The 14,447-nt window shown below is 50.1% G+C and carries 16 protein-coding genes and 2 pseudogenes; 4 read left to right on the top strand and 14 right to left on the bottom strand.

The window, feature by feature from the left end; genetic code table 11:
- The 4 genes and pseudogenes from P1U71_RS02330 to P1U71_RS02315 form a co-directional block, all read left to right on the top strand.
- Nucleotides 1–407, top strand: a 407-nt coding sequence (locus tag P1U71_RS02330) for a cation transporter (protein WP_301103935.1), incomplete at its 5' end; no start/stop codon positions are given.
- Between the two features lie 3 nt (nt 408–410).
- A complete protein-coding gene (lspA, locus tag P1U71_RS02325) occupies nt 411–923 on the top strand; it encodes a signal peptidase II (RefSeq protein ID WP_301103934.1) in 513 nt (170 codons plus the stop codon).
- 80 nt (nt 924–1,003) lie between these two features.
- Nucleotides 1,004–1,207 (top strand): annotated as a pseudogene (locus P1U71_RS02320) (ISL3 family transposase); the annotation flags it as partial.
- An 87-nt stretch (nt 1,208–1,294) separates the two neighbouring features.
- Nucleotides 1,295–1,867, top strand: a pseudogene (locus tag P1U71_RS02315) (IS6 family transposase).
- 198 nt (nt 1,868–2,065) lie between these two features.
- Here the strand turns inward: P1U71_RS02315 and fabI are convergent.
- From fabI to P1U71_RS02245, 14 genes are all read right to left on the bottom strand, one after another.
- Nucleotides 2,066–2,839 (bottom strand): enoyl-ACP reductase FabI, encoded by a 774-nt coding sequence (fabI, locus tag P1U71_RS02310; RefSeq protein WP_301103933.1) that lies wholly within the window; start codon nt 2,837–2,839, stop codon nt 2,066–2,068.
- Between the two features lie 179 nt (nt 2,840–3,018).
- On the bottom strand, nt 3,019–3,480 hold the full coding sequence (locus P1U71_RS02305) for an ion channel (RefSeq protein WP_301103932.1): 462 nt from the start codon (nt 3,478–3,480) through the stop codon (nt 3,019–3,021).
- A gap of 10 nt (nt 3,481–3,490) precedes the next feature.
- Nucleotides 3,491–4,387, bottom strand: coding sequence for a DMT family transporter (locus P1U71_RS02300; protein ID WP_301103931.1), 897 nt, complete (start codon nt 4,385–4,387; stop codon nt 3,491–3,493).
- 2 nt (nt 4,388–4,389) lie between these two features.
- Nucleotides 4,390–5,586, bottom strand: coding sequence for a Na+/H+ antiporter NhaA (gene nhaA / locus P1U71_RS02295; RefSeq protein ID WP_301103930.1), 1,197 nt, complete (start codon nt 5,584–5,586; stop codon nt 4,390–4,392).
- 2 nt (nt 5,587–5,588) lie between these two features.
- Nucleotides 5,589–6,140, bottom strand: a complete 552-nt coding sequence (locus P1U71_RS02290; RefSeq protein ID WP_301103929.1) for a carboxymuconolactone decarboxylase family protein — start codon at nt 6,138–6,140, stop codon at nt 5,589–5,591.
- Between the two features lie 48 nt (nt 6,141–6,188).
- The gene (locus P1U71_RS02285; protein ID WP_301103928.1) at nt 6,189–6,620 is read right to left on the bottom strand and encodes a cytochrome c; all 432 of its coding nucleotides are present in this window, start codon (nt 6,618–6,620) and stop codon (nt 6,189–6,191) included.
- A gap of 62 nt (nt 6,621–6,682) precedes the next feature.
- Nucleotides 6,683–7,249: a ubiquinol-cytochrome c reductase iron-sulfur subunit gene (gene petA, locus P1U71_RS02280; RefSeq protein WP_301103927.1), complete on the bottom strand. Its 567-nt coding sequence runs from the start codon at nt 7,247–7,249 to the stop codon at nt 6,683–6,685.
- Nucleotides 7,233–7,760, bottom strand: coding sequence for a cytochrome c (locus P1U71_RS02275; RefSeq protein ID WP_301103926.1), 528 nt, complete (start codon nt 7,758–7,760; stop codon nt 7,233–7,235). The genes petA and P1U71_RS02275 overlap by 17 nt, the downstream gene beginning before the upstream one ends.
- A gap of 33 nt (nt 7,761–7,793) precedes the next feature.
- On the bottom strand, nt 7,794–8,468 hold the full coding sequence (locus tag P1U71_RS02270; RefSeq protein WP_227953273.1) for an isoprenylcysteine carboxylmethyltransferase family protein: 675 nt from the start codon (nt 8,466–8,468) through the stop codon (nt 7,794–7,796).
- Complete coding sequence (locus tag P1U71_RS02265; RefSeq protein ID WP_227953271.1) at nt 8,461–8,697, bottom strand: DUF2933 domain-containing protein; 237 nt, start codon at nt 8,695–8,697, stop codon at nt 8,461–8,463. Before P1U71_RS02265 ends, P1U71_RS02270 begins: the two co-directional genes overlap by 8 nt.
- A gap of 20 nt (nt 8,698–8,717) precedes the next feature.
- A complete protein-coding gene (locus tag P1U71_RS02260; protein ID WP_301103925.1) occupies nt 8,718–9,794 on the bottom strand; it encodes a beta-propeller fold lactonase family protein in 1,077 nt (358 codons plus the stop codon).
- A 65-nt stretch (nt 9,795–9,859) separates the two neighbouring features.
- Entirely contained in the window at nt 9,860–10,219 is a 360-nt protein-coding gene (locus tag P1U71_RS02255; protein ID WP_293962695.1) for an SHOCT domain-containing protein, read from the bottom strand.
- Between the two features lie 8 nt (nt 10,220–10,227).
- Nucleotides 10,228–12,588, bottom strand: coding sequence for a heavy metal translocating P-type ATPase (locus P1U71_RS02250; protein WP_301103924.1), 2,361 nt, complete (start codon nt 12,586–12,588; stop codon nt 10,228–10,230).
- Nucleotides 12,585–14,417, bottom strand: coding sequence for a DUF3141 domain-containing protein (locus P1U71_RS02245; protein ID WP_367281103.1), 1,833 nt, complete (start codon nt 14,415–14,417; stop codon nt 12,585–12,587). Before P1U71_RS02245 ends, P1U71_RS02250 begins: the two co-directional genes overlap by 4 nt.
- Nucleotides 14,418–14,447: the final 30 nt, after the last annotated feature.

Here is a 14,447-nt window from a genome sequence, read left to right as displayed (position 1 = left end):
GGCTTGCCCTTTATGCGGTTGGACATAGCGTGAAAATGCAGGTACGTGCCGCGCACCTTGCTGGTGTACTGCAACTGGTTTTGGCTGTTGGCGTACTCGTAGAGGTGGTGAGACGCTTTGTGTTCGGAAGTGAGCCTGAATCGCTGATGATGATAGCTATCGCATTCGTCGCATTGATCGCCAATACCAGTTGTCTGCTGCTGATATCCAAACATCGAAAGGGCGGGGCGCACATGAGGGCAAGCTGGATATTCTCGGCCAATGACGTGGTGATCAACCTAGGGGTCATCACCGCTGGCGCCCTGGTCGCGTGGACCGGGTCCAATTATCCTGACCTGATTATCGGCACCATCGCGGGGGTCATTGTGCTTAACGGTGCCAGACGCATTCTGGCGTTGAAGGGTTAGAAAATGCTCATAATTGGCAAAAAGCTCTCGCCGAATGCCCTGCTGTCCATATCGGGTCTACTGGCAGTGTCTGATCAGGCTGTAAAGTGGCTGGTGCAGCAATCAATGGCCTATGGCGAGTCTATTTCAGTGACCCCGTTCTTTAACTGGGTGCACGTATGGAATACCGGTGCCGCGTTCAGTCTTTTTGCGAATAGTGGAGGCTGGCAGCGCTACTTTCTTATCGGAATCGCGCTAGTGGTCTCAATTTTTCTGATTAAGCTGATCCTTGAAAACCGTCATAAAGGAGAGACCATCGCTTACAGTCTTTTCCTCGGTGGCGCTATGGGCAACCTGATTGACCGGATCTTTCGCGGCTATGTTGTGGATTACTTTGATTTCTATTGGCGAGACTGGCATTGGCCGGCCTTCAACCTGGCTGATATTGCAATTGTCCTCGGTGCCTTACTTTTTGTTTCCTGCAGCTTGTTGGGTAAAAAAACAAACACCAATGCCGAGTCGGAAGGATCCGGCTGACACCTACACCAATGCAACGACATGACCGAACTTCCCGACAACATCCTTCACCTGCCGCGATACCCAGTACTGGGTTGCAAATCAACCGACAGCCCTAGGACAAGAACCGTGAAAGGCGTGGTTACTCTTTCGAGGAGATTTGGGCAAGAATGCTCTACACCAAGAAGCACAAGAAGAAGGCAACGACTGCGAAGATCTCTCCGTTCCACAAGAAAGCCATCGGTTACGGACTGCCGGACTTCGCGGAGGAACTCAACTATGGGGTCGATCTATCAATCATCTGAAGGTGGCATCAGATTGATGGGGTGAAGGTGCCCCATCAACCATTAATTCCGTATACCCGAATATTAATGATGATCTAATCTCCACCGATGCAAAAGATTTCCTATTCCCGACATCGCTTTTCCTCTCACATCATTCGACATGCCGGTTGGCTTTATACTCGGTTTACATTGAGTTATCGGGATGTGGAGGATTTGCTTGCAGAAAGAGGACCGGATATCTCCTACGAAACTGTCCGAAGATGGTTTTGAAGGTTGGTGAACCAATCACCAGAAACCTGAGATCATCACGCCCTACTCCTAACGATATCTAGCACCTCGATGAAATGGTCATCATTATTCGTGAAAAACGGCACTGGCTCTGGCGAGCAGATGACAATGAGGGAGAGGTCTTGGATTTTCTCGTACATCAAAACGAAATACAAAAGCTGCCTTGAAATTGATGCGGAAAATATTGACAACAAACGATCGAACAATCGCGCGGAGAACTCGCATCTCACAATACGACAAAGAGAACGAAAAATGCAGAAGTTTAAATCACCATGATCAGCCCAGAGATTTCTCAATATCCAGTCAGCGGCTTACAATGGCTTTTACGTCCAACGTCACCTACTAAATCGGCCTCACCTCAAGCAATGTCGTGCTAAAGATTTTGGCATTTGAGTAACTGCAAGCGCCGCTGCCTGAGATTTTGTAACCGAGGAATAACTGTGCCTATTAGAAGTTAATGTAACAACACCATTGAAGCGCCAATAGTGTTTTAAGTAAAGTGCATTTCCGCGTCTTTTCGTCCTTCCGTATCTCTGTGGAATGTTTGAAAGCACCACAACACGGTGATCTCAGACCCACATATTTCAATATTCAAGGTGCCATTATATTAAAACCGGCATCGATATAAACAATGCTGCCGGTTACAAGATGCGCTTCATCGCCAATTAAAAATCGGGCGTATGCACCAACGCAATCAATGCAGACTAATTCATGCGCCGGAGATTTTTCGCGCGCCACTTCTAACAAATCATCAAAATGCGCAATCCCTCCGGCGGCACGAGTGGCTACAGGCCCTGGTGACAATGCATTGACGCGGATTCTCTTTTGGCCCAGTTCCGAGGCCATGTATTTTACCATCCCTTCCAGCGCAGCCTTGACAGGCCCCATGACACCATAGTTTTCGACCACTTTCTCACCACCGTAATAGGTTGTGGTTAGCAGGCAACCACCATCCTTCATTAACGGCTCGGCAAGACGGGCTAGGCGGGCGAAGGAATGACACGATATATCCATGGCGGTCAGAAATCCGCTCTTCGAAGAATCTGTTACGCGTCCGTGCAGATCCTCGGAGGGTGCGTAGGCAATTGCATGGAGAAGAAAGTCAAGACGGCCCCATTTATCACTGATCAGTTCAAACAGGCTCCGCATTTCAGTTTCGTCAGTTACGTCCAGTGGACGAATAATCGACGCACTAATTTGTTCTGCGAGAGGGCGCACGTAGGGTTCGGCCTTTTCGTTTAGGTACGTAATAGCCAACTCCGCACCCGCCTCACGAAAAGCGCGGGCACACCCCCAGGCAATAGATTTCTCATTTGCGATACCAACAATCAAACCTTTTTTTCCCGCGAGCATATCTATTGACATTTCGCCCTCGTATTCTTGGTGATCGTTGTATTAGTTGATGAAAGCCGTATTTCTGGACAGAGGAAAATCATACCTGTTTTCCATACTATATTCTTCCAGAGGTCTATGTTTTCTGGAAAGTAGATAGGTTTTTTGCTGAAATTCATATTTTTTTCCATTCCAATTTATTGCTCTTCATTTCACTTACACAAAAACTTCGTTTCTATGCCATGGGTCTCCCACATTTTCTGAATGGCAAAATAGGTGAAAGCCGCTGACCAGGTAATCAACAGAAGCCCGTTAAGGGCCTCAATTCCAGTGAGGAAGCGCATGGCATCGACGGGAAATACGTCTCCTACACCAAGTGAAGAGTAACTGGTGGCAGAAAAATACAGATAGGTCGGAAAATGATCTTGTACATTGCCAGATAAATCCGCGAACCCCAGAAAGTGAATAAGTATCCAGTAAATCGTGGCATATATGAAAATGGCTGCGCCATGAGCAATGAAAACTCCCGTCACCATGATGAACATGATAGGTCGAGGACCGGCGTTTGTCCTGGAGACAACATGCGAAGTGAAACACAAGCATTCATAAAACAGTCCCGTAACAATGAAAATAGCCACGATACTGGCAATTGAAATTTCCAATAGCTGTTCCATTATTGACCTCTCATTTTCCTCCGGCCAGTAACGCCGTTCTTTCACGTTTCACCGGCCAGTTGACCAGCAAGATACCCAAAACTGTCAGGCCTATACCTACCGCTGGTAAAATCCCAATACTTTCCTGAAAGAAAACCACTCCTAAGGTTAGCCCGAAGATTGGTACTAGAAAGCTAAATGCATTGGCGCGGTTAAGTTGCACTTGTCCTAGCACGCGGCACCATAACCAATAGGCTAATGCCGTTCCTGGCAGAGCCAGACCCAGGAGGCTTAAAATAAAAGGTGTATTCCAGGTTATATGGGTATCTTCGGTAAAGAAGGCGATCAGTGCGAGAAAACAACTCCCGAGGACGAGTTGCCAGCCCATAGCACTAAGGGCGTCTATTCGATGTGCTAAGCGCCGGATGAGGACGTTACTGACTGTAATGCCGGCTGCCGCCAAAACAATGTAGAAAATTCCGAGGGTGTAATTGCCGTTCATGTTCGACATAAGAGAGGGAAGTGCAATCAGCACGATACCAAAAAATCCCAACAGGAGTCCAATTTTCCCAAATCTACTCAGACGTTCTTTTAGGACCAGAGAGGCCAGCACTGCCGCCATAAGCGGTTGAGTGTTTGCGATAACCGTCGCTACGCCGGGCGAGATAAATTCCGAAGCATGGAACATGCCGAAAAACCCTAACGTCGTCGCCCCGAGACCAATTGTGCCAAGCATAAGCCAAGTTCCTATATCTCGTGGTTGAGGGCGTTTCATAATGAGCGCAATAGCAAGCAAAGTTGCCCCCGCTAAAAACGCGCGGAGCGCGGCAAACGTCAGGTGCGGCGCGTATGATAAACCCAATACAATCAATGGAAAGCAGATTGCCCAAAGAAACATGACTAAAATAATCTGAGCCGTATTAAGCATGGCTATTTTCCTGAACTCAAAGCTTTTGCACCTCTCACTATTTTGGTCGCCGTTGATAAGCGGATCACGGTCAATCCTGCGCTTGCGGAAAGTAAGGAGCCGATAAGGATAGAAAGCTTAGCCGACGAAATGAGTTCAAGATCATCGAATGCGAGCGTTGCGACGAATGTGCTCATGGTAAAACCTATCCCGGAAAGAAGTGCAACGCCATATAATTGCATCCACGTAATGCCCTCGGGTAGTTGCGCGAGGCCTGCCGCAACAGCCGCACGGGAAGCACAAAAAACCCCAATTTGCTTTCCAACACATAGGCCGGCTATGACACCTAGGGATACCGTTTCTAGGGGCCAAGAGTCTGCAGCGGAATCAATTGTGATTCCGGCATTAAAAAAGGCGAACAGTGGAACGACCAGCAAGACATTCCAAGCGTGAAACCGACGTTCAGTATGACGAAGAGGGGACGAAACTTTGCTGTCGGACACATGCAAGGGAACAGCCAGTGCGATGAAAACGCCTGCGAGCGCGGCTTCCACGCCGGATTTGAGCATCGCTACCCAAAGCACCAGGCCAACGACTATATAAGCTGCCGGCAGTACAACGCGGAACCTGTTAATTAAAATAAGAGCGAGGATTGCTAGGCCTGCAACGAGAAGAGGCATGACGGAGAGCGGCTCCCCATAAAAAAAACCGACAACAATGACCGCTCCTATGTCATCAAAAATAGCGAGGGCTGTAAGAAATATCCTAAGGCTCACGGGAACTCGCGACCCTAGCAGGGACAGCACGCCGAGCGCCAAAACAATGTCGGTTGCAGTTGGAATTGCCCAGCCACGGAGTGCAATCGGATCTGCCCAGTTCAGGCTCGCATAGATAACTGCCGGAAAGGTCATACCACCTAACGCAGCAAACACCGGCAGTACCGCGCGCTTGTAGCTTGCGAGATGGCCTTCGAGAAGTTGCCGCTTGATCTCCAATCCGACGACCAGAAAGAAAATTACCATCAGACCTTCATTGATCCATTGCACTAACGGCTCATCAATGACGAGGGGGCCAAAGCGAAAATGAACCGGAGTGTGATGAACAAGGGCATATATCCCTGCAAGCGGTGAGTTAGCTGCTACCAACGCTAACAATACAGCCGCAATCACGATCAAACCCGACGTTTGTTCATATCGGAAAAGCCTGGTTATTCTTCCCACGGCTAGCTCGCGGGCGGTAGTTGACAGAATCCCTGTGTCGGCACGTCAAGCGCACTGTTAAACTTGCTTGACAGATTTTGAAAGGCAATTAATCCGGTGAGTTCGACAATTGTGTCGTCGTCGAAATATTTCTGTAGTTCGGCGAATATTTTATTATCCACACCCCGGTCATATTTCGTGACTGCATCGGCATAATCCAGCGCCGCCTTCTGAGCCGGCTCGAACAAATCGCTTTCTCTCCAATTTGGCAGTGCCCCAACCATCCCTTCAGAGACGCCACGTTTCAACAGGATAGCGGAGTTCAAGTCGACGCAGAAGGAGCAGCTATTAATCTGTGATACCAGAACGGTGACGAGTGACCGCAAAACCGGACTAAGAGGCGAGCGTTTTCGGTCTATCATTCCATAGAGTATGGCCACGCCAAGAAACAGTTTCGGTGAACGAGCCCACAGAAGCGCCGCCTCCAGTACAACTCCATATTTACGCCTTTGATTCCAAAAGAAGGGGCGCAGATACCAAGGATAATCTGGATGTTCTTTGGGGTTTATTCGCAATGTTCCATCCTCATTTTTTCACATGCCAAACATAAGTGATTTAATTGGTTACATTTTATGTGGACGAGACGTGATTCCGTTCGCGACTTGAAGCTCGCGTACATACTTCAAAATTGCCTCCAAATCGGCTTCGCTCACCTGCGGTTGTGGGGGCATGTTACCAAAGGGCCAATGATGCTGGCGAACGCCATTTTTCGCTGCAAGATAGAATGCCACATCAGAGTGATGTCCGGGATTATATATATCGTGGACAAGCGGCGGCCCTTTGTCGGTCCCTGCCGCATTGACGCCATGGCAGGCAGCACAATTCGCAGCAAATGCTTTTTCTCCCTTTTCTGCAAGTGCGGTCAGTTTCGGAATGGATATGTCTGTCCGGGTACTATCACCCCGAGGATCGATCAACTGGAAAAGGAAAATGACGGCACTGCCGACCAACAGAACCAATACCGTTATTTTCGGCCAATTTGTGCTTATCTTCATGGGTTTAATTCACTTCCATCAGGAACGGGTATCGTTTTTTAATTTGGGTTAGATCTCATTCCTCAACCAATCCGGAGCATTTCATCAGCAAGGAAGATGTAAGGTGGAACGACAAGATTCTTGGGTGCAGGACCTTTGCGAATTCGACCGGATGTATCATAATGGGAACCATGGCACGGGCAAAACCAGCCGCCCCACTGTCCGAGCGGATCGCTATTGCGTTGACCAAGCGGCACGCACCCAAGATGCGTGCATATGCCAATGACGATCAACCATTCAGCACGCTGAACCCGCTGATCGTCGCGCTCAGGATCGATCAGGTCCGCAGTGTCATCCATGCGTGCCCGGGCGATTTGGGCTTCGGTCCGATAATCGATAAATACCGGGCGTCCGCGCCAGGCGACGGTTACGCGTTGCCCCATTTCTATCTGACTAATGTCAATTTCGACAGACGACAAGGCCACCACATCGGCCGACGGATTCATATTGTCAATAAACGGCCATATCGCGAAGGCACCGCCAACGGCCACCATCGCTCCAGCCGCCACATAAAGAAAATCCCGGCGGCCACTTTCACGCTCTGGATGCGACGAGTCCAGCAATTCCTGAGTGTCAGTCTTTAACGCCATAATGGTGCTCCCCAGCGCCCGAATGATCCATCAATTTCTTCATTCTCTCAGGCACATCTGCAATGGAAAAAATCGCCTGCTCCTTGTGGCTATGAACGAAGGCAATAATGTCTGCAAGCTCCTGGCCGGTCAGTTCAATCGTCTCGTCAAGCTCTTCACGTTGCAAGGCGACCATCGCTTCCGCGCCCCTCCACATCTTGGCGGCAAACTCAAACGGGTTCATCATCAGTGGCATGGATGAAGCGTCAAGAGCGGGAGCGTCATCGCCACCGATACCATTAACGGAATGACAGACAACGCAGCCTTTTGACGCGAAAAGGGCGCGTCCGCGGGCTGGATCCATTTGAGGCATCGCCAGCATACCCTCGCGCATCATTCCCGGCATATTATCGTCATCCATCTGCGGCATCTGATGTCTTTTCGTGCCTTCGTGACCAGTATCGGTCCAAGCGATGCCTGGAAAGGACACGAGCGCCATAATCATAATCATCTTCCAACGAAAATTTTTCATGAATATCTCCAGTTCAGATTAGCTGCATCAAATTCACAAATTAATTCCATGGCTCCCGGATGAAGATTTCGAGCCACGCCCGAAGGCCGGAATAAACCTGGGCGTAACCTCCGCGTAATCCCGGTAGACATCACCAAACGTCACCTCGGCCTCACGTTCTTCACTCAACGCCAAACGCCAATACATGACCAATAGGATCGGAAACATGGCAAGAGTTAGCAATGTCGGCCATTGGAAAAGAAATCCAAGCATGATAAGCCCAAAGCCGACATATTGTGGATGTCTGATCCGTGCATAAGGGCCGGTCGCGGCCAAATTGCCCGACTTTTGTGCCTGATACAGGACTTTCCATGCAGCGGAAAGCAAGATAAAGCCGCCGCCAATAAATGCGAAGCTCAAGATATGAAACGGTCCGAAATGCGGGGAGGATTTCCAGCCAAAAAGCATCTCAGGCAAGTGGCCGGAGTCATGCGCGAACCAGTTGACATCGGGGAAATTGCTTTGAAGCCATCCGGATAAGAAATAGATGGTCAGCGGAAACCCGTACATCTCCGTGAATAATGCGACGATGAAAGCACTAAATGCACTAAAGGTCCGCCAATCACGCGGGCTATTGGGTTTAAAGAAACTGAAGGCAAAGATAATGAACACTGCGGAATTTATGATCACGAGTGACCATAGTCCATAGTTTACCGGTTGATCAGTCATGTTTTTTATCCGAATGAGATGAAGGGCCATGCTGAGAGTCATCGCCGGAACCATGGCCGCCATGACCATGATGCATGAACAGATGCATCAGAACGCAGCCCCCTAGCAGTAATATCAACGGAAGGTAAGTGATGATATGCGCTGTGTGTTCCACCCACAAAAAATAGCCGGCGACGGCAATAAATCCGATAAGCACAATACCGGTTTTGGAAAAGAAAAGATCTCTCACGACTTACGCTCCTCCTTGAATTAAGAACCTGGCATCACAACCATCTGATGCCCTTTTCCGTCGATCGTGATTTGCCCCAAAAGCTCAAGGCTTTTTTGGTCGACGACCCAGATTTTGGTCTCGTCAGAACTGGAAACGTAAATCTTGCCCGTCTCTGTAATTGTTGCCAAATGATAGGGCGCTGGTGATAACTCGGCAGTCTGTAGGGATCCTGATGCAAGATCGACCTTTGCTATCTTGTCATCCCCAAGTGCGGCCACAAACAACGCGGTGCCGTCCTCGGAAAGATCAATACCGTGAAGTACCGATCCCAATTTCATCGTGTTTGTTTCTTGCATCGACTTTGTGTCAACGACAGATACGGTTCCGTCGTCTACATTATTGACGAAGAGAGTTTTACCATCCTTTGAGAGCACGATATGTTCCGGGCTCATTCCAACTGGAATAACCTTTTCAACGGTCCAGTTCTTACTGTTGATGGTGCTTATGGTGCTGTCACCTGCATTGCTTACAAATAGCCGCTCGCTATCCGGGCTGAAGACGGAATAGTTGGGAAATTCGCCGGTTGAAATGTTGCCGACAATCTCAAAATTCGTCAGATCAATCACCGAAATTTCACTTTCGTTTGGACGGGTGACAGCCGTGTATCTACCGTCAGGGCTGACCGACACATGATGGACCGCACCTGGTACATCGATCGTCCGTATGACCTCCCCTTCGCTGATTTGAATCACGGAAACAGTACTCACCGATGCAATATCTGAATTTTCTGTCTGCACGGATGACGCCTTATGATGAGCGGCATGTTCGTCTTCAGAAATACCCTTCGGTTTTGCCGGTTTAATGTCGACAGAGCGCTCTGAATAGCTACCGGCGATTAGAAATCGTCCGTCCGGAGTTCCCGCCAATCCATGAACAGCCTGTAGTCCATCTATGATACCAATGATCTGATTTTTCGCAGCATCTATAACGGCAATTTTACTCTCACTCCCTAGCGGCACGTAAACAAACGGTTCCGCACGAAGAGACCGTGCTCCCACTAGCAATATGCCGCTGACAATCCAGGCCATAGCCAAAAAATTTAAAATCGTTCTCACTATCCAATCTCCTGTTGCGTTAGCACTGAGTTCTTTTGTAAAGACCCCGTAAAAACCCTTTGCATCTATTTATCCAAAGCGCGTTTGCGGTTTTCAAACTCCTCCGGGTCAATTTCGCCACGAGCAAAACGCTCGTTGAGAATATCGACCGCTCGATCTCGCCGATTGCCTGATCCGTCCGCAATACCCATCCAACGGAGAACAAGAATGACTACGCCCACAATTAAGGCGATCATTAAAATCATCATCAAGGGACCGAATATCCATCCGCCCGCCCCCATGCCGTGCATGGAGTAGTTTTCACCGGAATCAGCGAGCGCAATCGGCGCCGATAATGCCAACATTCCGATAGCTGACATGATAGTAAGTTGTGCTCGATACATTTTCATTCTCCTTGACTTGCGAAATGATTTCAAAATTTGCATTACCGTTCCTAGATTTTGACGGACCTCAGTCTCAACGCATTAAGAATGACTGAAAGTGATGAAAGACTCATTGCAGCCGCAGCAAAAATTGGTGAAATCAGGATATCGAAAAATGGGTAGAGCACCCCTGCCGCTACCGGCACGCCAGCGCCGTTATAGACCAGCGCAAAGAACAGGTTTTGCTTGATATTGCGCATAGTTGCCCGCGATAAACGGCGGGCCCGGATAATGCCGTTGAGGTCGCCCTTCACAAGGGTGAAACCGGCACTCTCAATCGCAACATCAGCACCAGTGCCCATGGCGATGCCTACGTCAGCCTGCGCCAGGGCCGGCGCATCATTCACGCCGTCACCGGCCATCGCGACCTTGCGGCCCTCGGCCTGCATCTCTTTAATAATGCGCGCTTTGTCCTCAGGCAGTACATCGGCCCGAATTTCGTCTATACCCAATTTGGCGGCAACAGACTTTGCCGTGCGCTCGTTATCACCGGTCGCCATAACGATCCGAAAACCTTCGGTATGCAGCGCTTTGAGTGCCGCAGGTGTGGTTTCCTTCACGGGGTCGGCGACACTCACCAGCCCGGCGATCTCACCGCCCACGACCACGAACATAACTGTTTCGCCCTGATCGCGTCGGGCGTCCGCGATATCACTAAAACCTTTCGTGGCTACACCAAGATCGACAACCAGTCTGGCGTTTCCGAGAGCAACGGATTTGCCGTCCACAACGCCTGTGACGCCCTTGCCTGTGACAGCCTCAAAATCCTCAGCCTTTGCCAACGTGATCTCGCGTTCTTCGGCGCCGGCAACTATCGCCTCTGCCAACGGGTGCTCGGAACCGCGTTCGAGGCTGGCGGCAAGTCGAAGGACTTCCGCCTCTTCATGCCCGTCTTCAGCAAGTACGGCGATGAGCTTCGGCTTACCGACCGTCAGTGTTCCGGTCTTGTCGACGATAAGAGTATCTATTTTTGCAAACCGTTCCAGCGCCTCTGCGTTCTTGATGAGCACGCCAGCTTGCGCACCGCGTCCGGTTGCTGTCATTATTGAAATAGGCGTCGCAAGTCCCAACGCGCAAGGGCAGGCGATGATTAGTACAGCAACGGCGGAAACCAACGCATATGCATAAGCCGGGTTCGGTCCCCAAATTGACCAGGAAATAAATGATAGGATGGCGACAAGGATCACGGCGGGCACGAATTTACCGGCGACCGCATCTGCTAGCTTCTGAATCGGGGCACGGCTCCGTTGCGCACTCGCAACCATTTCCACAATCTGGCTAAGCATTGTGTCAGCGCCGACGCGCTTCGCTTCAATAATAAGGCTACCGGTGCCATTGATAGTAGCCCCCGTAACCGTATCACCAGCTACCTTCTCTACTGGAAGAGGTTCTCCAGAGATCATTGATTCATCGACAGATGAGCGGCCTTCCGACACTATCCCGTCCACGGGAACTTTATCGCCGGGGCGTACACGCAGCCGATCACCAACCGCAACTTCTTCGAGCGGAATTTCCTCTTCGCTGCCATCATTGCGGATGATGCGGGCTGTCTTTGCGGCGAGATCCAGGAGCGCCTTAATGGCGGCACCGGTACGTTCACGTGCGCCAAGCTCCATCACCTGACCCAACAGCACGAGGACGACGATTACTGCGCCCGCTTCAAAATATACCCCGACATTGCCTTCAGCGTCCCGAAATCCTTCTGGAAATATTCCAGGCACCAAAACAGCAACAACACTGAAGAGATAGGCGGCGCCGACGCCCATGCCTATGAGTGTGAACATGTTGAGGCTCTTGTTGATAACCGACTTGACTCCACGGACAAAAAATGGCCAACCCGCCCAGAGAATAACCGGCGTACCCAAGACAAGTTCAGTCCAGAGAGCAGTTCGTTCTCCAATCATTTCGCGGATGAAGCCAAGTCCAACGAAGGGTCCCATTGTCAAAATGAGTAGCGGGATTGTTAAGACAGTGCCGATCCACATGCGCCGCCTGAAATCTAGCAATTCAGGATTGGGACCTTCATCGCCCGTCGGCACGCCCATAGGCTCGAGAGCCATACCGCAGATCGGGCAATCACCGGGCGCATCCCGAACAATTTCGGGATGCATTGGACAGGTGTATTTTGCGCCAGAAACAGGTTCTTTCGTTTTCTGCTTGTGCGCACCTGAAATATAATGCTCCGGATCGCCAGCAAATTTGTCATGGCACTTCTGCGAGCAGAAGTGATAGGTGGTTCCTTCATGATCAAACCGTGGTTTGTCTTTATTTAAGTCCACCGTCATGCCGCAAACAGGGTCTTTACTAATTGACCCGGCATCGACGACATTGTCGCCATTTTTAGGACGGGTATGTGAGTGTGATTTGTTCATGAACTTTTTCCTGTCTCTTCAATTCCCTTGTTCGTCTCAAGGAAATTGTTTGCCAAATCCGGAACCCCGTATTCAATATTGAACATCCGTTCATAGGCGGTATCGCGAGACTTGCGGTTGTTCTCCATCATCTGGGAAACTTGAGCAATGAAGTCCCGTTCCTTTAGGAGCATTGGATGGTTGTCGGTAAGCGGTTTTCTGATTTCGTTAATTTTTTTGGCAACATCCGCCAGACCCTGCATCCAAGGATTAAATGCCTCTGAGAAAAGGTATCGACTGGTACGCATTGGATGCATCCATTTCATAACTTCAGCAGACCAGGGATTTGACACCGCCTGGACCCATGGGCTGATGAAAGTGCTATAGAAAGCCTCATTGGTTTCGGACACTGTACGTGCCCGTTCAAATGCTTCATCTTGCCGGGGAAACTGTATGTCTTCAACCTGCCGCTCCTCAAATCTGACGGCAAATTGCGGCTTATGACAATCCGGATCACCTGTGGGGTTATCGATTTTCATCTCGTATAGCCCCGGCACAAGCGCCTCGATCTCATCAAGGCTTTCGAGAATAGCCCGATGTTCCAGCCGGGCGACGCTGGCTGAAACAAAGATGCCCAGATGTCCAACGTGCGGATTGGTCAGATATACAATACGCTGGCCTGCCGATTTGAGGTCTTCCGTATCTTCATAAACTGCAGGGATCCAGCCAAGTGCTTGATGGGGAGGTGTAATATTGTCACCATAAGAGGCGAAGATAATGAGTGGATTGCGGATTCTCCGCAAATTGACAGTGCAACCGTCGCAAATGCGGAATTCACCTTTCTCCAGCTTGTTGCCGATGAAAAGATTTTCCGCAATTCCAACCATTTCCTCGCGGCTCAGGAAGTAAAAACCGTTCCACCACCGTTCAAATTCAAGAAACCGGTCTCGCTCAGTATCGACCTTATTGAACAGGCCTGCATATTTCTCCCAGATCGCTTTTTCAGGTTTGAGATTCTCGAAATTTTGCGCAAGCCAGGCACCGTCAAAGCGACCGTCGCCAAGATCTGCTGTGAAATGGGTCATCCAGACGCCGCCGAGTAATCCCCCGGCTATGCGCATCGGATTTATGCCTGCGTCGCCCGCCCAATAAGATAGGGGCGATCCATTCAAGATTGTTGGACCGATCGTCCCTTCGCAGTCCGCAGCCAGAAGAGTGGCCGCCCAGCCCGCTTGGCAGTTTCCATAAAGAACCGGTGGCTTTCCAGTGTGCAATCTAGCCACTTCGTCGACGAACCGCCGCAAGGCGTGATGTACATCGGCAAGAGTTTGTCCCGGTGAAGGCTCTGGAAAGAAGATAACAAAATAAACTGGATGACCTTCGTGGAGCGCCATTCCCACTTCAGAATCGTGTTTAAACCCTCCAATTCCGGGCCCATGTCCAGCACGTGGATCAAGGACGATGACCGGCGGCTTTTCCAGATCGACGCAATCGTCCCAGCAGTCATCCCCTATTTCGACGATCCGCAGCAAAGCGTAGTTGACGGGCGGCTCAAAAGTTCGAGCATCGAGGATCGTCTCATACTTGAAATCCAGCAATGGCGGCAAACCAGCACGCTCGTGCTCCAGCATATTGTCGGCACGCTGTCTGAGCGTATCCCAGAAAAGGATTGTCCGTTGCCAGACGTCAATTTGATAGTCCAATAAATCCCGGCCATGTGGCACTAATCTCTCAGCTGGGGCAGCACCGTCCAATGTGCTAGCATTGTCCTGGTTCTGCTCAACGGAAGGAGACGGAATGTTCTTCACTACTTCGATAGTGGAAATTTTTTTCACAGCTGAGTGGGTCATGAATGATTCCCCGACCCGAGAGCGGCAAAT

The organism is Sneathiella sp. (assembly GCF_029233945.1).
In the GTDB taxonomy this organism is placed as follows: domain Bacteria; phylum Pseudomonadota; class Alphaproteobacteria; order Sneathiellales; family Sneathiellaceae; genus Sneathiella.
This window is presented reverse-complemented; position numbering and strand designations above follow the sequence as displayed.

Excerpts from the sequence above, each read along its gene's own strand:
- lspA (WP_301103934.1), top strand. The coding sequence starts at position 411 with ATGCTCATAATTGGCAAAAAGCTCTCGCCGAATGCCCTGCTGTCCATA.
- fabI (WP_301103933.1), bottom strand. The coding sequence starts at position 2,839 with ATGTCAATAGATATGCTCGCGGGAAAAAAAGGTTTGATTGTTGGTATC.
- P1U71_RS02305 (WP_301103932.1), bottom strand. The coding sequence starts at position 3,480 with ATGGAACAGCTATTGGAAATTTCAATTGCCAGTATCGTGGCTATTTTC.
- P1U71_RS02300 (WP_301103931.1), bottom strand. The coding sequence starts at position 4,387 with ATGCTTAATACGGCTCAGATTATTTTAGTCATGTTTCTTTGGGCAATC.
- P1U71_RS02285 (WP_301103928.1), bottom strand. The coding sequence starts at position 6,620 with ATGAAGATAAGCACAAATTGGCCGAAAATAACGGTATTGGTTCTGTTG.
- petA (WP_301103927.1), bottom strand. The coding sequence starts at position 7,249 with ATGGCGTTAAAGACTGACACTCAGGAATTGCTGGACTCGTCGCATCCA.
- P1U71_RS02275 (WP_301103926.1), bottom strand. The coding sequence starts at position 7,760 with ATGAAAAATTTTCGTTGGAAGATGATTATGATTATGGCGCTCGTGTCC.
- P1U71_RS02270 (WP_227953273.1), bottom strand. The coding sequence starts at position 8,468 with ATGACTGATCAACCGGTAAACTATGGACTATGGTCACTCGTGATCATA.
- P1U71_RS02255 (WP_293962695.1), bottom strand. The coding sequence starts at position 10,219 with ATGCAAATTTTGAAATCATTTCGCAAGTCAAGGAGAATGAAAATGTAT.
- P1U71_RS02250 (WP_301103924.1), bottom strand. The coding sequence starts at position 12,588 with ATGAACAAATCACACTCACATACCCGTCCTAAAAATGGCGACAATGTC.
- P1U71_RS02245 (WP_367281103.1), bottom strand. The coding sequence starts at position 14,417 with ATGACCCACTCAGCTGTGAAAAAAATTTCCACTATCGAAGTAGTGAAG.